This is a genomic window from Pseudomonas alvandae, from assembly GCF_019141525.1.
In the GTDB taxonomy this organism is placed as follows: Bacteria; Pseudomonadota; Gammaproteobacteria; order Pseudomonadales; family Pseudomonadaceae; genus Aquipseudomonas; species Aquipseudomonas alvandae.
On sequence record NZ_CP077080.1, the window covers coordinates 4948858 to 4970431 of the forward strand.

Here is a 21574-nt window from a genome sequence, read left to right on the forward strand (position 1 = left end):
TTTTTACCCTGCGATGACCCATGGCTGATTCCGCATTTTTCTGCACCCTGTCCCACGAAGGCGTACTCGCGGTCCGCGGCGTGGATGCCGGCAAATTCCTGCAAGGCCAATTGACCTGCAACCTCAACTACCTCAGCGACAGCCAGGCCAGCCTGGGCGCCCGTTGCACCCAGAAAGGCCGGATGCAATCGAGCTTTCGGATCGTCCTCGAAGGCGACGGCGTACTGATGGCCATGGCCACGGAGCTTCTGGAGCCGCAACTGGCGGACCTGAAGAAATACGCGGTGTTCTCCAAATCCAAACTCACCGATGAAAGCCCGGCATGGGTTCGCTTCGGATTGGAAAACGCGGACACCGTGCTGAGCGGGCTGGGCCTCGACCTGCCGGCCGAAACCGACAGTGTGGTTCGCCAGCCATCGCTGATCGCTATTCGCGTCTCCCCCGGCCGCGCTGAACTCTGGGTTCGCGCCGAACAGGCCGATTCGCTGCTGACGCAGCTGCGCGAGCAACTGCCCGAAGGCGACTTGAACCGCTGGCTGCTGGGTCAGGTCCGCGCGGGAATCGGCCAGGTCATGGCGGCCACGCGCGAGTTGTTCATTCCGCAGATGCTCAACCTGCAAGCCGTAGGCGGCGTGAGCTTCAAGAAAGGTTGCTACACCGGCCAGGAAATCGTCGCGCGCATGCAGTACCTCGGCAAACTCAAGCGTCGCCTGTATCGCCTGGAACTGGACGCCGCTGAATTGCCGGAGCCTGGCACCCCGCTGTTTTCCCCTACGCATGGCAGCTCGATCGGCGAGGTCGTCATTGCCGCCCGTGCCGAGCGAAACATTGAACTGCTGGCAGTATTGCAGGCCGAAGCGGCAGAAGATGGCAATTTGCACCTCGGTGCTTTGGAAGGACCCGCGCTACAATTGCTGGACTTGCCTTACGAACTGGACCGCGACCGCGAAATCCAGCGTTGATCGCAACATTTTGTCGCAACACCCTAGAGAACCGAAATGAGCGATTTGGCGGATAAGGTCCAGCGGGATTTGGTGGCGGCCATCGATAATGATGACCTGGTCTTGCCAACATTACCGGAAGTGGCCATGCAGATTCGCCGGGCCGCCGAAGACCCGGAAATCAGCGTCAGCAACCTGAGCAAAGTGATTGGCCGTGACACCGCCCTCTCGGCGCGCCTGATAAAAGTCGTCAACAGCCCGTTGCTGCGCGCCACGCAGGAAGTGACGGACCTGCACACGGCAATCACTCGGCTGGGCGTCAACTACAGCAGCAACCTGGCGATTGGCCTGGTCATGGAGCAGATTTTCCATGCCCGCTCCGAGGTCGTGGAACAGAAAATGCGCGAAGTCTGGCGCAAGAGCCTGGAAATAGCGGGTGTCAGCTACGCCCTCTGCCGCAGCTACACGCACCTCAAGCCTGATCAGGCGGCCTTGGGCGGATTGGTCCATCAGATCGGCGTCCTGCCGATCCTGACGTATGCCGAAGACAATAATGAATTGCTGTCGGACCCCATCAGCCTCAACCACGTCATCGAGACGATTCACCCGGTGCTGGGCGACAAGCTGCTCAGTGTCTGGGAGTTTCCGGAAAGGTTGGTGAGGCTGCCGGGGTTGTACCTGGATTTCACCCGGGATTCCAAACAACTCGATTATGTCGACCTGGTGCAAGTCGCCGCGCTGTATTGCTACAAGGACACCGACCATCCGCTGAGCCGGATCGACGCGTTTGGAGTGCCGGCAATCAAGAAGCTGGGCATCGACCTCGACGATAAGGATCGGTGCGCGGATATCGAAGAAGCGCGGACGATGTTTTATTAAACAGCCCGGACATCGAACCTGAGCCTTGCGTCAGTCCCGTGGCGAGGGGATTTAGCGCAGGCTTATTCTGAGCCAGGGATGAAACTCACCCGTACCTTCAGCCCACCGTCCTGACCGTCGTGAAGGCTGATCTGCGCCAGATGCGCACGGCAGATTTCCCCGACGATCGCCAGCCCCAGGCCCGAGCCGGCCACTTGCTGGTTTCGCCGGTAGAAGCGCTGGAACACTCGTTCCCGTTCAGTCTCAGGAATACCGGGACCGTCATCCTCGACTTCCAGCACCGCCGGCGCGACGACCCGCAGGATGACGTTGCCACCCGACGGTGTATGGGCCAGCGCGTTATCCACCAGATTGCTCAACAGCTCGTTCAATAAGGTCGGCTCGCCCCGCAACCAGATCGGCTCGTCGGCTTCCAGGGCCAACGCGACACCACGGGCATGAGCCAGCGGGGCCATGGCCATGCCCAGCTCACGGGCCAATTGGCTCAGGTCGAGCAATTGCGCACCGCCCTCGGCAATCGCCCGGGCGCCGTTTTCCACTCGCGCCAGTGACAGCAACTGGTTCGCCAGATGGGTCAAGCGGTCGGTGCCCTGGGCCGCGGTTTCCAGGGTTTCACGCCAGGTCGCCGGTTCGCTGGCACGCAAGCCCAGCTCCAGGCGTGCCTTGAGGGCGGCCAGTGGCGTGCGCAGTTCATGGGCGGCATCGGCGATGAATTGCGCCTGCCGTTCGAATTGGCCACGCAGGCGCTCGGTGAAATGGTTGAGCGCCCGGACAAGGGGCCACAACTCATGCTGGACCTCCACCAACGGAAGCGGCCGCAAGTCGTCTGGCTGACGCTCTTCCACCGCCGTACGCAGGCGCTCCAGCGGACGCAACGCGGCGCTGACCGCGAACCACACCAGCAATAATGCACCGACGGCCAGCATGCCCAGCCGCAATAGCGTGTCGGCCATCAGGCCCCGGGCCATGCTGATCCGTGCTTCTTCGGTTTCCGCCACGCGGATCTCCGCCATGCCGTTCATTTCCGGCTCGCTCACGGCCTTCAGCAGGCTGACCACGCGCACGTCCTGGCCCTGGTAACGCGCGTTGTAGAAACGTGCCAATGCCGGATAATCGTCAGTGCGCGGCGTGCCGGGCGGCGGACCCGGGAGATTTTCGTAACCGGAAATCAGCTGTTGGTGGATGTCGTTGACCTGGTAGTAGATACGTCCGGCGCTGTCATAGGCGAAGGTGTCCAAGGCCACGTAAGGCACGTCCGCGCTGAGCGTACCGTCTCGCTGCGAAAGACCGGCGGCGATGGTCCGGGCCGAGGCCAGCAGCGTCCGGTCATAGGCGGTATCGGCGGCTTCGCGACCATTCCAGTAGGCGCTCAGGCCACTGGCGAGCATCAGCACCACCAGCAGCGATGCCAGGTTGCGCAGCAGCCGCCAGCGCAGGCTGTCGGGCTTATGCATCACGGGTTTCCAACAGGTAGCCCAGCCCCCGGAATGTCACGATCGCCACGGCGTGGCCGTCAAGTTTCTTGCGCAAGCGATGCACATAGATCTCGATGGCGTCGGGGCTCGCCTCTTCGTCCAGGCCGAAGACCTGGGCTGCCAATTGCTCCTTGCTCATCACCCGCCCGGGCCGGGCAATCAGAGCCTCCAGGACAGCCTGCTCGCGAGAGGTCAACGTCATCAACTCATCGTCGAGGGTAAAGCGGCGGGTGTCCAGGTCGTAGACCAATCCTCCGCAGCGCTGCTGGCGCTCGCCACCCAACACGCTACGGCGCAGCAATGCCTTGACCCGGGCTTCCAGTTCGGTGAGTTCGAACGGCTTGGCCAGGTAATCATCGGCCCCGAGATTCAGCCCATGGACGCGGTCCTTGACGTCGCTGCGAGCGGTCAGCATCAGGACCGGCGTGGTCTTGCCCCGGGCCCGCAGGCGCGCCAGCACCTCGAAACCGTCCATGCGCGGCAGCCCGACATCGAGGACCACCACAGCGTATTCCTCGCTGCCCAACGCCAGGTCGGCGGCCACGCCGTCATGCAGCACGTCCACGGTCAAACCGGTGCTCTTGAGGGCTTGGGCGACACTTTCGGCGAGCTGCAGATGATCTTCGACGAGCAGAACACGCATGGTTTTTCCTCGATTCAAGGTATGGCCGACGCCATTCTTTGGCGCGGAGTTTACAGCCGCATCCGCAACTGTGAAGCCAAAAAGCATCCTGAAAGCTATTGAAAGGTTAGCGAAAGGTTGGCCGGCTAGAGTCCTGAAACGAACAGTTACGACTGTGGATCGCGTAACAGATCGCGAACGAAAAACGCCTCGAAGCGTTTTCGCCGAATAAAAACAATAAAGCGGAGTCACCACCATGCTGTCCCTACAGCTTCAGGCTTCAATGCCCGTCCGTCTTTCCAGCCTCAACCAGACTACCCTTTCCTGTGCCGTTGCCCGCGCCGATGTTCATCGACGTCAGGATGCATCTGCGCAGCGCGATCTTCCGCACCCGTGAATACCGGTGCCGGCCAACCTCGCCCGGCCTCGGCCCTATTTTTTGCAACACACAACAACAACTCCTGTGGAGACAAAAATGAACCTATCACTGCGTAAAGTAGCCCTGGCCGTCGGATGCCTCGTGTTCGCGGGGCCGTTGCTCGCCGCTGACGCCTCCAAAGAACCCAAGCGCCCGGAATGCATCGCACCCGCCGCCCCGGGTGGCGGTTTCGACCTGACCTGCAAATTGGCGCAAAGCGCACTGGTCAACGAAAAACTGCTGACCAAGCCGATGCGTGTGACCTACATGCCCGGCGGTGTCGGCGCGGTGGCCTACAACGCGGTGGTGGCCCAGCGTCCGGCCGACGCCGGCACGCTGGTGGCCTGGTCCAGCGGCTCGTTGCTGAACCTGGCGCAAGGCAAGTTTGGCCGTTTTGATGAAACCAACGTGCGCTGGCTCGCTGCCGTCGGCACCAGCTACGGCGCCATCGCCGTGAAAAGCGATTCGCCCTACAAAAATCTCGACGACCTGGTACAGGCCCTGAAGAAAGATCCTGGCTCGGTGGTGATCGGCTCCGGCGGCACCGTCGGCAGCCAGGACTGGATGCAGACCGCGTTGATCGCCAAGGCTGCCGGCATCGACCCGCGCAAACTGCGCTATGTGGCCCTTGAAGGCGGTGGCGAAATCGCCACGGCCCTGCTCGGCGGCCATATCCAGGTGGGCAGTACGGACATCTCCGACTCCATGCCACACATCCAGAGCGGCGACATGCGTCTGCTGGCGGTGTTCTCCGATAAACGCCTGGACGAGCCGGAAATGAAAGACATCCCGACCGCCGTGGAACAAGGCTACGACATCCGCTGGCCGGTGGTACGTGGCTTCTACCTGGGACCGAAGGTCACCGATGCAGAATATGAATGGTGGAAAAATGCCTTCGACAAGCTGCTGGCCTCCGAAGACTTCGCCAAGCTGCGCGACCAACGCGAACTGTTCCCGTTCGCCATGACCGGTCCGGAGCTGGACGCCTACGTGAAGAAACAAGTGGCCGACTACAAGATGCTGGCCAAAGAGTTCGGCCTGATCCAGTAATCGCCTCTGTTCTCGCGGCGGCGCTGGCACAGCCGGCGCCGCCCAGGAGTTAGTCATGTTCGTCATCCAACGTATTGTTGCCGCAGTGCTGTTGCTGGCCTGTATCGGCCTGGCGCTGATGGCTTGGCCTTATCAGGCAGCCTTTTCCTATGAACCCGTCGGCCCGCGTGCCTTTCCCCTGCTGATACTCGGGCTGATGGGGCTGGCGCTGCTGTACATGCTGTTTCGCCCCACGCCGGTCGTACACAGTGAAGACGACCCGCAACTGGACCGTGAAACCCTGCAGAAAATCGGCATCTGCGTGTTGTTGCTGTTGGTCTTCGCCGGGACCTTCGAACCCCTGGGCTTCATCCTCGCCAGCATTGTCACTGGTGTGCCGATGGCGCGCCTGTATGGCGGCCGCTGGGTACCGAGCGTGGTGATCATCAGCCTGATGGCCATTGGTCTTTATCTGTTGTTCGACAAGCTGATGGACGTGCCGCTGCCCCTGGGCCTGCTCGACGTCCTGGAGAATTGATATGGATACCCTGAATTATCTCGGCCAGGGTTTTGGCGTTGCACTGACCCCGTACAACCTCGTCACCGCGTTGAGTGGCACGCTGATCGGCACTGTCGTTGGCCTGCTGCCGGGCCTGGGCCCGATCAACGGCGTGGCGCTGCTGATCCCGATTGCCTTTGCCCTGGGCCTGCCGCCGGAGTCGGCGTTGATCCTGTTGGCGGCCGTTTACCTGGGCTGTGAATACGGCGGGCGTATCAGCTCGATCCTGCTCAACATCCCAGGCGAAGCGTCCACTGTAATGACCACGCTGGACGGTTATCCAATGGCTCGCCAAGGCCTGGCCGGGGTCGCCTTGTCACTGTCGGCGTGGAGTTCATTCCTCGGCGCGCTCATCGCCACCTGCGGGATGGTGCTGTTTGCTCCCTTGCTGGCCAAATGGGCCATTGCCTTCGGACCGGCGGAATACTTCGTATTGATGGTGTTTGCCATCGTCTGCCTGGGCGGCATGGCTGGCGATCGTCCGCTGAAGACGTTCATCGCGGCACTGATCGGCCTGTTCCTGTCGTGCGTCGGCATCGACGCCAACAGCGGCGTCTACCGCTTCACCGGCGACAACATTCATCTGACCGATGGCATCCAGTTCGTCGTGCTGGTGCTGGGCCTGTTCTCCATCAGCGAGATCCTGCTGCTGCTGGAAAAAACCCACCGCGGCCAGGAAGCGGTGAAAGCCACCGGACGCATGATGTTCAACGTCAAGGAAGCGGCCTCGGTGTTCTGGGTGAACATGCGCTGCGGCGTGCTCGGTTTCATCATGGGCGTCTTGCCAGGTGCCGGCGCTACCTTGGCCAGTGCCGTGGCCTACATGACTGAAAAACGCATGGCCGGTGCCAGCGGTACGTTCGGCCAGGGCGACAAGCGCGGCCTCGCGGCCCCGGAAACCGCCATCGGCGGCGCAGCCTGCGGCGCACTCGTACCGATGCTGACTCTCGGCGTTCCCGGTTCGGGCACCACCGCGGTGATGATCGGCGCGTTGTCGCTGTACAACATCACACCCGGCCCGCTGCTGTTCCAACAGCAACCGGACATTGTCTGGGGCCTGATCGCCTCGTTGTTCGTCGCCAACGTCATGCTGGTGATCCTCAACATCCCGATGATCCGCGTCTTCACCCGCATCCTGGCCGTGCCGAACTGGGCGCTGGTGCCAGTGATCGCAATCATCACGGGTATCGGTGTCTATGCGGTGCATGCCACCACGTTCGACCTGTTCCTGATGATCGGCATCGGTATCTTCGGCTACATCCTGCGCAAGTTGGAGTTCCCGCTGTCGCCAGTGCTGCTGGGCTTCATCCTTGGCGGCCTGATGGAGCAGAACCTGCGTCGTGCGTTGTCGATCTCCAACGGTGCGCTGGAAATCCTCTGGTCCAGCCCGATCACCTTCGGTTGCTGGGTCCTGACGGCGATCATGTTGTTCCTGCCTCTGCTGCGTATCTGGCGTCGTCGCAGCGCCCAGCGTCGTGCCCTGGCCAATGTCTGAGGCAACCACTTTCAGACATTGGTGGGGAACACCGCTGGTCGGTCTGGTCGGCGGTTATCTGGCCAGCCTGATCGGCTGGCCCTTGCCCTGGATGGTCGGCTCGCTGTTGGCGATCATCCTGGTGCGCTGCCTCACACCGTGGCAATTGATGGAAATTCCCGGCGGCCGCAAATGCGGCCAATGGGTGGTGGGCATCGGCATCGGGTTGCACTTTACGCCGGTGGTGATGGAACAAGTCCTGAGCCACTTCGGCCTGATTTTCTTCGGCGCGCTGATCACCAGCGTGTCCAGCGTGGTGAGTGTCTGGCTGATGCGTCGCACCGGCGAAGACCGCGCCACTGCATTCTTTTCCAGCATGCCGGGCGGTTCCGGCGAGATGGTCAACCTCGGCGCCCGCAACGGTGCGGACCTCAGCCGTGTCGCGGCGGGCCAGAGCCTTCGGGTGCTGGTGGTGGTGTTGTGCGTGCCGGCCGCTTTCAAATATCTGCTAGGCGAAGGCACACCGGTGCAACACGCCACTACGGTGGACTGGTTGTGGCTGGCAATCCTGTTCCCGGCCGGCGCCCTGCTCGCCTGGATCTGGGAGCGCTTGCGCCAACCCAACCCGTGGCTGTTCGGGCCGCTGCTGGTGAGCGCGGCAGTGAGCATCGGTTGGGATCTGCACATCGGCCTGCCCGATGGTGGCAGCCAGATCGGCCAATGGCTGATCGGTAGCGGCCTGGGCTGTCATTTCAACCGGCAGTTCTTCCGCCGGGCACCGTCGTTCATGGGCCGCACGTTGGTTGGCACCGTCTTGACGATGCTGATCGCCACGCTCGCGGCCCTGGGCCTGAGCACCTTGACCCACCTGGACTTGCGTTCGCTGACCCTGGGGATGATGCCCGGTGGCATCGCAGAAATGAGCCTGACCGCCGAGACGCTGCAACTGTCGGTGCCCTTGGTAACGGCGTTGCAGGTAATGCGGCTGTTATTCGTGCTGTTTCTGGCGGAGCCGTTGTTCAGGTATTGGATGCGCAGGCCGGATCCGGACTTGTAGACCGAGCTGCCCCCTTCGCGAGCAAGCCCGCTCCCACAGAGAAATCGCGGCGTACAAAAATCGGGCGGCCACTGAAGATCCAATGTGGGAGCGAGCTTGCTCGCGAAGGGGCCAACCCGATTAGCGCATCAAACCGGCGGCAACCGCCATTCGATCGGCTTCTCGCCATGTTGCTCGAGGAACTTGTTGGTCCGGCTGAAATGCCCGCAGCCGATGAATCCCCGATGGGCCGACAGCGGTGACGGATGCACCGAAGTCAGCACCAGATGCTTGGTCGCATCGATCAGCTTCTGCTTGCTCTGGGCATGGGCGCCCCACAACAGGAACACCAGGTGAGGCTGGTGTTCGCTGACCACCTCGATAACCCTGTCGGTAAAGTGCTGCCAGCCTTTCTTGGCGTGGGCGTTGGCATTGGCGCGCTCCACGGTCAGGGTCGTGTTGAGCAGCAACACACCTTGGTCGGCCCAGCTTTGCAGGTAGCCGTGGTTGGGAATGTCGATGTTCAGGTCGCGCTTCAGTTCCTTGTAGATATTCACCAGCGAAGGCGGTGTCGGCACGCCCGGCTGCACCGAAAAGCATAAGCCATGTGCCTGGCCTGGACCGTGGTATGGATCCTGGCCAAGGATCACGACCTTGACCTTGTCCAGCGGCGTGGAATTGAGCGCGTTGAAGATCAACGGCGCGGGTGGGTAGATTTCCTTGCCCGCGGCGTACTCCTGGCGCAGGAATTCGCGCAACTCTGCCATGTAGGGCTGGTCGAATTCGGCACGCAGTGCCTGCTTCCAGCTCGGTTCGAGTTTGATACGGTCGTCAGCAGTCATGGGCACACCCGGTAAAAACAATGGGCGCACCCTAGGAAAGCCTACAGGGCTTGTCAATTGATCTGACGCTGATCCGGCACTTTCCCCCACAGCAGTCATACTGATCATTCAAATTTCTGATCGAGGTCACGATGAATCTGCACTTCGAAGAACTTACGGGTATCAGTGGTGCGCGGCTCGGCATCGCCACCCTGGATGCGGAAAAATCCCTGAATGCCCTGACGCTGCCGATGATCAATGCCCTGCAGGATCGCCTGGATGCCTGGGCCAGGGAGCCGCAGGTCGTCTGTGTCCTGCTGCGCGGCAACGGCGCCAAGGCGTTCTGTGCCGGTGGTGAAGTGCGCAGCCTGGTGGAGGCTTGCCGGGCTCATCCCGGTGAGGTGCCACCGCTGGCCGCGCAATTCTTCGCGGCGGAGTACCGCCTGGATTTCAACCTGCACACCTACCCCAAGCCGCTGCTGTGCTGGGGCCACGGCTATGTGCTGGGCGGCGGCATGGGTTTGCTGCAAGGCGCAAGCACGCGGATCGTCACGCCGAGCAGTCGCCTGGCAATGCCGGAGATCAGCATCGGCCTGTATCCGGATGTCGGCGCCAGTTGGTTCCTGTCGCGCCTGCCGGGCAAGCTCGGGCTGTTCCTCGGCCTGACCGGCGCCCACATGAATGCCCGCGACGCCATCGACCTTGGCCTGGCCGACCGTTTCCTGCTCGATGGTCAACAGGACGATTTGATCGAGGGCCTGCTGCAGCTTAACTGGCAGGAGCAGACCGAGATGCAGCTCAACAGCCTGCTCAAGGCCTTGCAGCAAGAAGCCCTCCCCCAACTGCCCGAAGCCCAATGGCTGCCCCGCCGGGAGAAGATCGACGAATGGCTGGATGTCAGCGATGTGCGCTGCGCCTGGAAAGCCCTGAGCTTGCTGGTGGACCATCCCGATCCGCTGATCGCCCGGGCAGCCAAGACCATGGCCGAAGGCTCACCGCTGACGGCGCACCTGGTCTGGGAGCAAATCGCCCGAGCGCGGCATTTGTCCTTGGCCGGTGTGTTCCGCATGGAATACACCCTGAGCCTCAACTGCTGCCGCCATCCGGAGTTCAGCGAAGGCGTGCGGGCACGGTTGATCGACAAGGACCACAAGCCTCGTTGGCACTGGCCGGACATCAATCATGTGCCCGAAGCGGCAGTGGAGGCGCATTTCCACAAGGTGTGGGAGGGGCGGCATCCGTTGGCTGATTTGTCCAATGAATAGCCGAGCTAGAAGATTCCTGTGGGAGCGAGCTTGCTCGCGATAGAGGCATGCCAGACACATCGATGTTGGCTGACCCGACGCCATCGCGAGCAAGCTCGCTCCCACAGGGCGGGTTTATGCCAGGCACAAAAAAGCGGCGCTCAATGCGCCGCTTTTTTGTTGCCCTGGGATCAACGGTGGTTGCCCCGTCCATCGCGACCACCATGTCCGCGAGCACGATCGCCGTGTCCCCAATGATCTCGCCCGCCTCGACCGCCCCGGTCGTCGTTCCAACCACCCCGGTCACGGCCACCCCAGCCGCCACGATCCGGATAAGACCGGTATGCACGCGGTGGCGAGTAATAACGTGGGCCTTGCTGGTAATAACGCGGTGCCGAGTAATAGCGTGGCGCCGGTTGGTAATACCGCGGTGCGTAATAGCCACGCGGTGCCGAATAATATCCTCCGCTGTAATAGGCCGGCCCTGGCGAGGTGTAGACCTCTGAACGGTAATAGCTCGAGTCTCCGTCGTAGTAAGGCACGCATGCCGAAAGAGTCAGACCAAGAAATGCAATGAGGAGCAGTCGTCGATACATGGCGGCCTCCTGGACCGCGAATGGGCCGCATCAGCGACGCTGATGGGCGGCAGTCAACGTTGTGTGACTGACGAATATTCAGACAGCAAAATCGGAATCTGGTGCGACATGGCAACAACTGGAAACATGTCACTCGTCGCCCTCTTCCGGTGCGCCATGGCACCACAAGCAAGCACAAATCCGCCCTCGATCATCCCTCTCCGACGCTCGCCCGCTCTGGCATGGGCCTTTGCCTGAATTGGCACGGCTCTCGCTTTAACAATCCCCGTGCAGGAGTCATCACAGGTTCGCGGCACCACAATTTGCAATGGCTGACTAGGGTTCCGGCTCGCCTCTGGCGAGTGGCTGGTCCGAGAGTTGGCGACCTCCAGTTGAGGTTACACGGCGGGACAAAAGCCCGGGAGACAAGCCACCGTTCGCGGTGCCGCGTTGCTCCTGTCCGCCCTTGATCAACTGGAGAACCACCATGTTCAAGCTTCGTCTGTCCGCCCTGCTCCTCGCCGCTCTCTCGGCCCTCATGAGCTTCTCTTGCGTCGCCGCGCAAAAAGATCACTTCAGCGTGTGCTGGACCATTTACGCCGGCTGGATGCCCTGGGAATACGCCGGCAGCCAAGGCATCGTCGACAAATGGGCGAAAAAATACGGCATCACCATCGATGTCGTACAGCTCAACGACTACGTCGAATCCATCAACCAGTACACCGCTGGTCAGTTCGACGGCTGCACCATGACCAACATGGACGCCCTGACCATCCCCGCCGCCGGTGGCGTAGACAGCACCGCGCTGATCGTCAGTGATTTCTCCAACGGTAACGATGGCATCGTCCTCAAGGGCGACGGCAAGAAAGTCGCCGACCTCAAGGGCATGGACGTCAATCTGGTGGAGCTGTCGGTGTCTCATTACCTGCTGGCCCGCGCGCTGGATTCGGTCGGCCTCGCCGAGAAAGACCTGAAAGTCGTCAACACCTCCGATGCCGACATTTCCGCCGCCTTCAACACCGACCAGGTCAAGGCCGTCACCACCTGGAACCCAATGCTCTCGGACATCAAGGCGCAGCCAGGCGTGAGCGAAGTGTTCAACTCCAGCCAGGTGCCTGGCGAGATCATGGACATGATGGTGGTCAACACCCAGACCCTCCAGGACAACCCAGCCCTGGGCAAGGCCTTGACCGGCGCCTGGTTCGAAGTGGTGGCGCTGATGAACGCCAGGAACGCCGCCGCCAATGCCGCGCTGGAACACATGGCCAAGGCCTCGGGTACCGACCTCAAGGGTTTCCAGGCGCAACTGGACACCACCAAGCTATTCGCCACGCCCCAGGAAGCGCTGGGCTTCGCCACCAGCGATCAACTGCCCGCCACCATGGGCAAGGTGGCCGATTTCTCGTTCAAGCACGGCTTGCTGGGCGAAGGCGCCAAGGACACGAACGCGGTCGGCATGGCATTCGCCAATGGCGTGACCCGCGGCGACAAGGCCAACCTCAAGCTGCGCTTCGACCCCACCTACGTACAGCTGGCCGCCGACGCCAAGCTGTAGACCGGAGGACCTGGCATGCGCCTGATCAACCGCTACCCGGATCGCCCCAGCCGCTTGCTGCTGGTCATCCTGCCATTCGCGCTGGTGCTGTTCGCCTATTTCATGGGCTCGGCCGAACGACTGACAGAAAACCCCAACGACAAGCTGCTGCCCAGCGCCGGGCAGATGATCGATGCAGTGAAACGCCTGGCCTTCACCGCCGATGCCCGCAGTGGCGACTACCTGCTCTGGCAAGACACCGCGTCGAGCCTACGCCGGTTGGCCATTGGCCTGGGCATCAGCGCCCTGGCCGGGCTGTGCCTGGGCATCGCCGCCGGCACGCTACCGCTGTTCGGCGCGCCGTTGTCGCCGTTGCTTACCGTGGTCTCGATGGTGCCGCCCCTGGCGATCCTGCCGATCCTGTTCATCGTCTTCGGCTTGGGGGAACTGTCGAAAGTGATGCTCATCGTGATCGGCATCACGCCGTGCCTGGCGCGGGATCTGGAACAGCGCGCCCGGGAGATCCCGTCCGAACTGCTGATCAAGGCCCAGACCCTCGGCGCCTCGACCTGGACGCTGATGCTGCGCGTGGTGCTGCCGCAACTGCTGCCACGCTTGCTGATCTCGCTGAGATTGATGCTGGGTTCGGCCTGGCTGTTCCTGATTGCCGCCGAAGCCATCGCCTCCACCGATGGGCTCGGGTATCGGATTTTCCTCGTGCGTCGTTACCTGGCGATGGACGTGATCCTGCCGTACGTGGTGTGGATCACGCTGCTCGCCTGGCTGATGGACTGGGGGCTCAAGCGCCTGACCCTTCGAGCGTTCCCTTGGTACGAGGGGGCGAGAGCATGAGCTTCATCACGGTAAACAACGTCTGGCAGCAATACGACGATCAGGTCGTGCTGGAACGCTTGAACCTGAACGTCGCCGAGGGTGAGTTCTGCACACTGGTGGGCGCGTCGGGTTGCGGCAAGTCGACCTTCTTGCGCTTGTTGCTCGGCCAGGAGCGCGCCAGTCGCGGACAAATCCTGCTGGATGGCGAACCCTTGGCCGGCGAACCAGACGCCAGCCGGGGCGTGGTGTTCCAGCGCTATTCGGTGTTCCCACACCTCACGGTGCTGGACAACGTCGCCCTGGGCCTGGAGTTGCCGCGTTCGCCGTTGCTGGGCCGTCTGTTCGGCAGTGCCAAGCGCCAGGCTCGCGACGAGGCTGCGCAATTGTTGGACAAGGTCGGGCTGGGCCACGCGTTGGACAAATACCCGGCGCAGCTTTCCGGCGGCATGCAGCAGCGATTGGCGATTGCCCAGGCGCTGATCATGAAGCCCCGCGTCCTATTGCTGGACGAACCCTTCGGTGCCCTCGACCCGGGTATCCGCAAAGACATGCATGCCTTGTTGCTGGCGCTGTGGCGCGAGACCCAACTGACGGTGTTCATGGTTACCCATGACCTGTCCGAAGGTTTCAGCCTCGGCACGCGCCTGCTGGTGTTCGACAAGGTCCGCGTCGATCCCCACGCACCTGGCGCCTACGGTGCACGCATCACCTATGACATTCCATTGAACAGCGACCGCCGCACCGCCCGTGCCGCCGTCGACGCCCTGCCCGCCGAATTGGCCGGCACGTTGCGTATCGCTTGAAAGGAGTTTTTCCATGACCGATTCGATCCAGCTATTTCCCCCCTTCGCCGAAGAACTGCTGCCCGGTGGCGGCCATCGCTCGTTCGTGCTCAAGCGCGGCCAACTGCTGCGCCTGACCGATCTGCGAGGTGGCGCCAACGTGAGCCTGACACTGCTCAACGCGAACGAAAAAACCGAACGCCTGAACCTGCCCGACAGCCTCAAATGCCAACACACCGCCAAGCTCACCGCCGGCCATTGCCTGTATTCGGACATGGGGCGAGTGCTGGCGGCGATCACCGCTGACACCTGTGGTTGGAGCGACAGTTTTGGCGGTGTGCTCTGCGCCGAAGAGGTCGCTGAGAAATACGGTCAGGGTCGTTATCAGGAGCTGCGCAACGGCTTCTTTCGCAACGGCACCGACAACCTGCTGGTGGAGCTGGGCAAATGGGGGTTGGGCCTGTCCGACCTGCTGATGACCCTCAACTTGTTCAGCCGGGTCGACGTCGACGCGGCCGGCCATTTTCACTTCGTGGAGGGCAATTCCAAAGCTGGCGATTACATCGAGCTGTACGCGCCGATGGACACCTTGGTAGTGCTGACCGCGCTACAACACCCGATGGACCCGAACCCGCAATACGCCCCGCAACCGCTCAAGCTCAGTTGGATGAACGCCACCCCCAGCGTCGCCGAACACTGCCGCCAATCGCGCCCGGAAAACCAGCGCGGCTTCATCAACACCGACCGCCTGTTCGCCTGAGGATCGTCGCCATGTCACTCGCCATCGCCACTGCACACAAACAACCCGAGACCGCCATCTACCGCGCCACGATTCCTGCCGGCGAACCTTGGCTGACCGAAGTCAAGGCCGGCCAGACCTTGCGCATCCTCGACCTGGAGGGCAACCAGGCGGTCGATACGCTGTTCTACAGCCTGGCCAACCCCAGGGAACGCTATGACGTGCAGCGCACCTTGCGCCGGCAGAACAGCGTCTACCTGGGCACCGGGAGCGTGCTGTATTCCAACCTCGGCCGGCCGATGCTGACCATCGTCGAAGACACCTGCGGGCGTCACGACACCCTCGGCGGCGCCTGCGCCCAGGAAAGCAACACCGTGCGCTACGCCCTGGAAAAACGCCACATGCACAGCTGCCGCGACAACTACCTGCGGGCCTGCGCCCACGACGGTCGGCTGGGCAAGGGCGACATCGGGCCGAACATCAACTTCTTCATGAACGTGCCGGTCACCGCCGATGGCGGCCTGACGTTCGAAGACGGGATCTCGGCGCCGGGCAAATACGTCGACCTGCGGGCCGAGATTGACGTGATCGTCTTGATCTCCAACTGCCCGCAGTTGAATAACCCGTGCAACGCCTACAACCCCACGCCAGCGGAGCTTCTGATATGGAACTGAAATTCGTGCGCCTGCGCCGCTGGTTGTTCGCGTTGTGCCAGAGCCGGTCGGGGCAGTGCATCAAATAACGCCCTGATCCCCTGCGGGAGCGAGCTTGCTCGCGATAGCGGTCGTCAGTTACATCAAGGTTGAATGGGCCGCCGCTATCGCGAGCAAGCTCGCTCCCACAAGGTCTGGCGGTGTTTTAAGGAAGGTTTGCCGCCGGGGACGACCCCGGCGGCCATCGAAAACTGCGGGACGGCCCGCATCCCAGTTCAGGCAGCACGCATGCCTGAGGGGGCAATGCCATGTTCGAAAAAATCCTCATCGCCAACCGTGGCGCCATCGCCTGCCGCATCCTGCGGACGTTGCGCGAATTGAATGTCCAGGGCGTCGCGGTGTACTCCCAAGCCGACGCTGCCAGCCTGCACATCCTCCAGGCCGACGAAGCCCACTGCCTGGGCGAAGGCGCGGCGGCCGGTACGTACCTGGCGGTGGATAAGCTGCTGGCGATTGCCAAGAGCAGCGGCGCGACGGCGATTCATCCCGGCTACGGCTTCCTCTCGGAAAACGCCGCTTTCGCCGAAGCCTGCGAGGCCGCGAATATTGCCTTCATCGGGCCGACACCGGAGCAACTGCGCGTGTTCGGTCTCAAACACACCGCACGAGACCTCGCCCGCCAGCACGGCGTGCCGCTGCTTGAAGGCACTGAGTTGCTCGACAGCCTCGACGTCGCGCTGCTGGCCGGAACGCAGGTCGGTTATCCGGTCATGCTCAAAAGCACGGCGGGCGGCGGCGGAATCGGCATGCGCGTGTGCCGTAGCGCCGCCGAGTTGAGCGAATCCTTCGAAGCGGTCAAACGCCTCGGGCAGAACAACTTCAGCGACGCCGGCGTGTTCATCGAGAAGTACATCGAACGGGCTCGTCACCTGGAGGTGCAAGTTTTCGGCGACGGCCAGGGCCAAGTGATCGCCCTGGGCGTGCGCGATTGCTCGGTGCAACGGCGCAACCAGAAAGTCCTTGAGGAAACCCCGGCACCCAACCTGCCCGAAGGCATGGCCGAGGAACTCTGCGCGGCGGCGATCAAACTGGCCCGGGCGGTGAACTACCGCAGCGCGGGCACCGTGGAGTTCGTCTACGACAGTGACGCCGGGCGCTTCTACTTCCTGGAGGTGAACACGCGGCTGCAAGTTGAGCATGGCGTCACCGAGCAGGTCTGGGACGTCGACCTGGTGCGCTGGATGGTGCAATTGGCCGCCGGTGAGCTGCCGCCACTGAGCGAACTGAGCCTGGGTTTGAAAGCCTGCGGCCACGCGATCCAGGCGCGCCTGTATGCCGAGGATCCGGGTCGGGATTTCCAGCCAAGCCCAGGGCTGCTCACGGCGGTGGCGTTTCCTCAGGCCGACGGCAAGGCACTGCGCATCGACACGTGGGTCGAGGCAGGCTGTCAGATCCCGCCCTACTTCGATCCGATGATCGCCAAGGTGATTCGCTGGGCCCCGACCCGCGAGCAGGCGCGCAAGGGCCTGCATCAAGCGTTGGAAGACTGTCTGCTATACGGCGTCGAAACCAACCGCATCTACCTGCAACAAATCCTTCTCGACGCCCCCTTCGCCAACGGCCAGCCCTGGACGCGCTGCCTGGAAACCCTGGCCTACCGCGCCAACACTTTTGAAGTGCTCAGCCCCGGCACCCAGACCAGCATCCAGGATTACCCCGGCCGCCTCGGTTATTGGGCGGTGGGCGTACCGCCGTCGGGACCGATGGACAGCCGCTCGCTGCGCTTGGGCAATCGACTACTGGGCAATGACGAAGGTGCGGCGGCGCTGGAGATCACCATGAGCGGACCTTTGCTGCGCTTCAACTGCAACGCCCGGGTGACGGTGACCGGTGCGCAAATTGCCCTGGCCCTGGACGGCGAAGCGGTGCCGATGAACACCCCGTTGTCGATCACTGCCGGGTCAACACTGGCCCTGGGCACCATCAGCGGCGCCGGGGCGCGCAGCTATTTGTGCGTGCAAGGTGGCTTGCAAGTGCCGGACTACCTCGGCAGCAAAAGCACCTTCACCCTCGGCCAATTCGGTGGCCATGGCGGACGCGCGCTGTGCACCGGCGACGTGCTGCACCTGGCTGCGCTGGATGAGCGCGCCGTGTGGCCGATGGTGGACGAGCCGCCTCTGCTCTTGCCAGCCGTGCGGCAGATCCGCGTGATCTACGGCCCGCATGGCGCGCCGGAATATTTCACCGAACGCTACATCCAGACGTTTTTCGACACCTCATGGGAGGTGCATTTCAACTCCAGCCGAACCGGCGTGCGCCTGATCGGGCCGAAGCCGGAATGGGTCCGGGCCGACGGCGGCGAAGCAGGCCTGCACCCGTCCAACATCCATGACAATCCCTACGCCATCGGTGCCGTGGATTTCACCGGCGACATGCCCGTCATCCTCGGCCCCGACGGCCCGAGCCTGGGTGGCTTCGTCTGCCCGGTGACGGTGATCGAGGCGGACCTTTGGCAGTTGGGCCAGCTCAAGGCGGGGGACAAGGTGCGGTTTGTGCCGGTGGACTTGGAGACCGCGCGCGCACTGGCAATGGATTTCCCCTGTGGCGAGGGAGCTTGCTCCCGCTCGAGTGCGCAGCGCTCGCCGGACAACACGCTTACCGGTGAAAAGTCGGGGCCGCTGCGCGACCCAGCGGGAGCAAGCTCCCTCGCCACAGGTTTTGGGGATACACAAACATTGGTGTCACCCGTGGTGCTGGATATCGGCCAGGACGATACCCGCCTGGTCGCGCGCGTGTCCGGCGACACCCACCTACTGCTAGAAATCGGCGCCCCCGAACTGGACCTGGTGCTGCGCTTCCGCGCCCACGCCTTGATGCAGGCCCTGGAACAAAAGCACCTGCACGGTGTGATCGACCTGACGCCGGGCATTCGCTCGCTGCAAGTGCATTACCAGCCCGAACAACTGCCGCTGGCCGATTTGTTGGCTATCGTCGCCGGTGAATGGGACGCCGTGTGCGCCGCGCAAGACCTGCAAGTGCCTTCGCGCATCGTCCACCTGCCGCTGTCCTGGGACGACCCGGCCTGCCAATTGGCCATCGAAAAATACATGACCACCGTGCGCAAGGACGCCCCTTGGTGCCCAAGCAATCTGGAGTTTATCCGGCGCATCAACGACCTGCCCAACCTCGACGAAGTGCAACGCACGGTATTCGACGCGAGCTATCTGGTGATGGGCCTGGGGGACGTCTACCTCGGGGCGCCAGTCGCCACGCCGCTCGACCCACGGCATCGGCTGGTGACCACCAAATACAACCCGGCCCGGACCTGGACCGCGGAAAACTCGGTGGGCATCGGCGGCGCCTATATGTGCGTGTACGGCATGGAAGGTCCGGGCGGCTATCAGTTCGTCGGGCGCACGTTGCAGATGTGGAATCGCTACCGGGAGGTGGCCGCGTTTGACGGCAAGCCCTGGCTGCTGCGGTTCTTCGACCAGATCCGCTTCTATCCGGTTAGTGCCGATGAGCTATTGCGCATCCGGCGGGATTTCCCCTTGGGCCGCTTCGACCTGAACATCGAATACAGCCAGCTCAACCTCGCCGACTATCAGGGTTTCCTGGCCCGGGAAGCGGACAGCATCGCCGCGTTTCGTCAGCAGCAACAACAAGCCTTCAAGGCCGAGCGCGAGCGTTGGATCGCCAGCGGCCAGGCGCATTTCGACAGCGAGGAACCGGCACCCGCGCCGAGCGAAGAGACGTTGCTGGGCGAGGACCAATTGAGCGTCGACAGCCACATCGCCGGCAATCTCTGGCAAGTCCAAATAGAAGTGGGCACGCGGGTCGCCGCCGGTGACGTGTTGGTGATCCTGGAGTCCATGAAGATGGAGATCCCGGTGCTTGCGCCGATGGCCGGCGTGGTTCGCGAGGTGCGCGTCCAACCCGGTTCGGCGGTGCGCGCCGGACAGCGTGTCGTGGTGCTGGAACGTGACTGAACTCAATCAAGGGATTAATGCGATGAACCTCTCTCTGCGTCTGGACAACCTGCGCGACGCCTACCGCAACGGCAATATCACACCGCGCAAACTGCTGCTTGCCCTGCGGGAAAAAGCCGCTGCGCTCAACCCGGACTATCACCTGTTCATCCACCTGCTGTCGCCCGAGGAACTGGAACCCTTCCTGACAGCATTGGAAGGCGCCGACCCGGAAAGCCTGCCGCTGTATGGCGTGCCGTTTGCGATCAAGGACAACATTGACCTGGCCGGCATTCCCACCACCGCCGCCTGCCCGGCGTTTGCCTACGTGCCAAAACGTTCGGCGACGGTGGTCGAGCAGTTGCTGGCGCTGGGGGCTGTCCCCCTGGGCAAGACCAACCTCGATCAATTCGCCACCGGGCTCAACGGCACCCGCACCCCCTACGGTGCCTGTCGCAACAGCGTGCTGGCGGATTACCCGTCGGGTGGCTCGAGTGCCGGCTCGCCGCTGGCGGTGGCCCTGGGTCTGACAAGTTTTGCCTTGGGCACCGACACCGCAGGCTCCGGTCGGGTGCCTGCGGCGTTGAACAATCTGGTCGGACTGAAAGCCACCAAAGGTTTGATTTCCACCGCAGGCGTAGTGCCGGCCTGCCGAACGCTGGATTGCGTGACCACGTTCACCGCGACGGCGAGGGAAGCCAGCCAGCTATTGGCACTGACTGCACACCTCGACCCGCGCGACGAATACAGCCGCCGCAACCCGCAATGGAACGACGGCTCGGCGTTCGGCGCGCCACGACGCTTTCGCTTCGGCGTGCCCCGTTGGCAAGACCTCGATTTTTTCGGCTGTGACGAAGGCCCACGGTTGTTCCACGAAGCCATCGAGCGCCTCGAACGCCTGGGCGGCGAAGCCGTCGAGCTGGACATGTCGCCCTTCCTCGAAGCCGCACGCTTGCTCTACGAGGGGCCCTGGGTCGCCGAACGCTACAGCATCGCCGGCGAATTGATCGAGCGCGAACCCGACGCGGTGTTGCCGGTGATCCGCGCCGTCTTGGCGAAAGCGCCTACGGTGACGGGTGTCGAAACCTTCCGCGCCCAGTACCGCCTGCAAGCGCTCAAGGCCCGATGCGACCGTGCGATGGAAGCCCTCGATTGCGTGCTCACCCCGACCATCGGGCGCCCGGTGACGCTCGCCGAACTCGCTGCCGAACCGCTGCTGCGCAACGCGGAGCTGGGTTACTACACCAACTTCATGAACCTGCTGGACTACGCCGCCGTGGCCGTGCCCAGCGCTTTCATGGCCAATGGTCTGCCTTGGGGCGTCACGCTGTTCGGCCGGGCTTTCACCGATCAATACCTGCTGGGCGTGGCTGACGCCTTGCAACGCCAGCAACTGCCTGGCCTGCCAACACCCGCCCATCCGGCGCGCCATGATCGGGCTCGATTGGTGGTGTGCGGCGCGCATCTGGATGGGTTGGCACTGAACGGGCAACTCAAGCAGCGTGGCGCGCATCTGATCGAGACGACCCTCAGCTCGCCGGATTACCGCCTCTATGCCCTGGCCGGCGGCCCACCATTGCGTCCCGGCATGCTTCGCGTCTACGAGGGTGGCGTGGCGATTGAAGTGGAAGTCTGGGAACTGCCGAGCAGTGAATTGGGCTCGTTCCTGACTGGTATTCCCGCGCCGCTTGGGCTGGGCAAGGTGCAACTGGCCGACGGCCGCTGGGAAAGCGGTTTCATTTGCGAGCCGTATGGCCTGGACGGCGCGCAGGACATCAGTCACCTGGGAGGTTGGCGAACTTACCTGCGCAGTCAGAAATAGCGGTGAACCTGTGGTGGGAGAGCACACTCGCTCACCACAGCGTCCACAAACTGCAAATCCAGATACCTTTTTCCGCAAGGCCACTAAACTGATTCCATTGGGTCACTTCAAGGGAATCGCCATGTCGCTTCGCTCGCCGTTGTATTCCCCTCGCTCACCATTGCTGCTG

At 62.8% G+C, this 21574-nt stretch carries 18 protein-coding genes and 1 riboswitch; of the genes, 14 read left to right on the top strand and 4 right to left on the bottom strand.

Translation table 11 applies throughout. The features are described from left to right. Window positions 1-20 precede the first annotated feature (20 nt). Entirely contained in the window at window positions 21-962 is a 942-nt protein-coding gene (ygfZ, locus tag KSS97_RS21860) for a CAF17-like 4Fe-4S cluster assembly/insertion protein YgfZ (protein ID WP_217860137.1), read from the top strand. A gap of 36 nt (window positions 963-998) precedes the next feature. Beyond that, complete coding sequence (locus KSS97_RS21865) at window positions 999-1820, top strand: HDOD domain-containing protein (protein WP_030138296.1); 822 nt, start codon at window positions 999-1001, stop codon at window positions 1818-1820. A gap of 62 nt (window positions 1821-1882) precedes the next feature. Here the strand turns inward: KSS97_RS21865 and KSS97_RS21870 are convergent, their stop codons facing one another. Beyond that, complete coding sequence (locus tag KSS97_RS21870) at window positions 1883-3274, bottom strand: sensor histidine kinase (RefSeq protein ID WP_217860138.1); 1392 nt, start codon at window positions 3272-3274, stop codon at window positions 1883-1885. Next, window positions 3267-3938, bottom strand: a complete 672-nt coding sequence (locus KSS97_RS21875) for a response regulator (protein WP_030138298.1) — start codon at window positions 3936-3938, stop codon at window positions 3267-3269. The genes KSS97_RS21870 and KSS97_RS21875 overlap by 8 nt, the downstream gene beginning before the upstream one ends. A 454-nt stretch (window positions 3939-4392) precedes the next feature. On the opposite strand from KSS97_RS21875, the gene KSS97_RS21880 reads away from it, so the two are divergent. The 4 genes from KSS97_RS21880 to KSS97_RS21895 are packed head-to-tail and all read left to right on the top strand — an operon-like array spanning window position 4393 to window position 8454. Beyond that, complete coding sequence (locus KSS97_RS21880; RefSeq protein WP_217860139.1) at window positions 4393-5385, top strand: Bug family tripartite tricarboxylate transporter substrate binding protein; 993 nt, start codon at window positions 4393-4395, stop codon at window positions 5383-5385. A 55-nt stretch (window positions 5386-5440) separates the two neighbouring features. Continuing rightward, on the top strand, window positions 5441-5902 hold the full coding sequence (locus tag KSS97_RS21885; protein ID WP_039593305.1) for a tripartite tricarboxylate transporter TctB family protein: 462 nt from the start codon (window positions 5441-5443) through the stop codon (window positions 5900-5902). Window position 5903: 1 nt separating this feature from the next. After that, window positions 5904-7418 carry a tripartite tricarboxylate transporter permease gene (locus KSS97_RS21890; protein WP_217860140.1) on the top strand — a complete coding sequence of 505 codons (1515 nt, stop codon included), beginning with the start codon at window positions 5904-5906 and terminating at the stop codon, window positions 7416-7418. Beyond that, window positions 7411-8454 (top strand): AbrB family transcriptional regulator, encoded by a 1044-nt coding sequence (locus KSS97_RS21895; RefSeq protein WP_217860141.1) that lies wholly within the window; start codon window positions 7411-7413, stop codon window positions 8452-8454. Before KSS97_RS21890 ends, KSS97_RS21895 begins: the two co-directional genes overlap by 8 nt. Window positions 8455-8582: 128 nt before the next feature. On the opposite strand, the gene ung is transcribed toward KSS97_RS21895, so the two are convergent. Next, window positions 8583-9275: a uracil-DNA glycosylase gene (ung, locus tag KSS97_RS21900; RefSeq protein ID WP_030138303.1), complete on the bottom strand. Its 693-nt coding sequence runs from the start codon at window positions 9273-9275 to the stop codon at window positions 8583-8585. Between the two features lie 131 nt (window positions 9276-9406). Here ung and dspII point away from each other — a divergent pair, with 131 nt between their 5' ends. After that, window positions 9407-10519, top strand: coding sequence for an enoyl-CoA hydratase/isomerase DspII (dspII, locus tag KSS97_RS21905; RefSeq protein ID WP_217860142.1), 1113 nt, complete (start codon window positions 9407-9409; stop codon window positions 10517-10519). Window positions 10520-10689: 170 nt separating this feature from the next. On the opposite strand, the gene KSS97_RS21910 is transcribed toward dspII, so the two are convergent. Further along, a complete protein-coding gene (locus KSS97_RS21910; protein ID WP_198797128.1) occupies window positions 10690-11094 on the bottom strand; it encodes a hypothetical protein in 405 nt (134 codons plus the stop codon). A gap of 304 nt (window positions 11095-11398) precedes the next feature. Beyond that, a riboswitch (guanidine-I (ykkC/yxkD leader) is annotated at window positions 11399-11500 on the top strand. Window positions 11501-11560: 60 nt separating this feature from the next. On the opposite strand from KSS97_RS21910, the gene KSS97_RS21915 reads away from it, so the two are divergent. The 7 genes from KSS97_RS21915 (at window position 11561) to atzF (ending at window position 21405) form a co-directional block, all read left to right on the top strand. After that, window positions 11561-12628, top strand: coding sequence for a putative urea ABC transporter substrate-binding protein (locus KSS97_RS21915; protein WP_030138306.1), 1068 nt, complete (start codon window positions 11561-11563; stop codon window positions 12626-12628). A 15-nt stretch (window positions 12629-12643) separates the two neighbouring features. Continuing rightward, complete coding sequence (locus KSS97_RS21920; protein ID WP_030138307.1) at window positions 12644-13459, top strand: ABC transporter permease; 816 nt, start codon at window positions 12644-12646, stop codon at window positions 13457-13459. After that, window positions 13456-14244, top strand: a complete 789-nt coding sequence (locus tag KSS97_RS21925) for an ABC transporter ATP-binding protein (protein WP_217860143.1) — start codon at window positions 13456-13458, stop codon at window positions 14242-14244. The genes KSS97_RS21920 and KSS97_RS21925 overlap by 4 nt, the downstream gene beginning before the upstream one ends. Before the next feature lie 13 nt (window positions 14245-14257). Next, on the top strand, window positions 14258-14983 hold the full coding sequence (locus tag KSS97_RS21930; RefSeq protein WP_217860144.1) for an urea amidolyase associated protein UAAP1: 726 nt from the start codon (window positions 14258-14260) through the stop codon (window positions 14981-14983). Between the two features lie 11 nt (window positions 14984-14994). Further along, window positions 14995-15636: an urea amidolyase associated protein UAAP2 gene (locus tag KSS97_RS21935; RefSeq protein ID WP_217860145.1), complete on the top strand. Its 642-nt coding sequence runs from the start codon at window positions 14995-14997 to the stop codon at window positions 15634-15636. 287 nt (window positions 15637-15923) lie between these two features. Then, window positions 15924-19604: an urea carboxylase gene (gene uca, locus KSS97_RS21940; RefSeq protein WP_217860146.1), complete on the top strand. Its 3681-nt coding sequence runs from the start codon at window positions 15924-15926 to the stop codon at window positions 19602-19604. 22 nt (window positions 19605-19626) lie between these two features. Continuing rightward, a complete protein-coding gene (gene atzF / locus KSS97_RS21945; RefSeq protein ID WP_217860147.1) occupies window positions 19627-21405 on the top strand; it encodes an allophanate hydrolase in 1779 nt (592 codons plus the stop codon). Window positions 21406-21574: the final 169 nt, after the last annotated feature.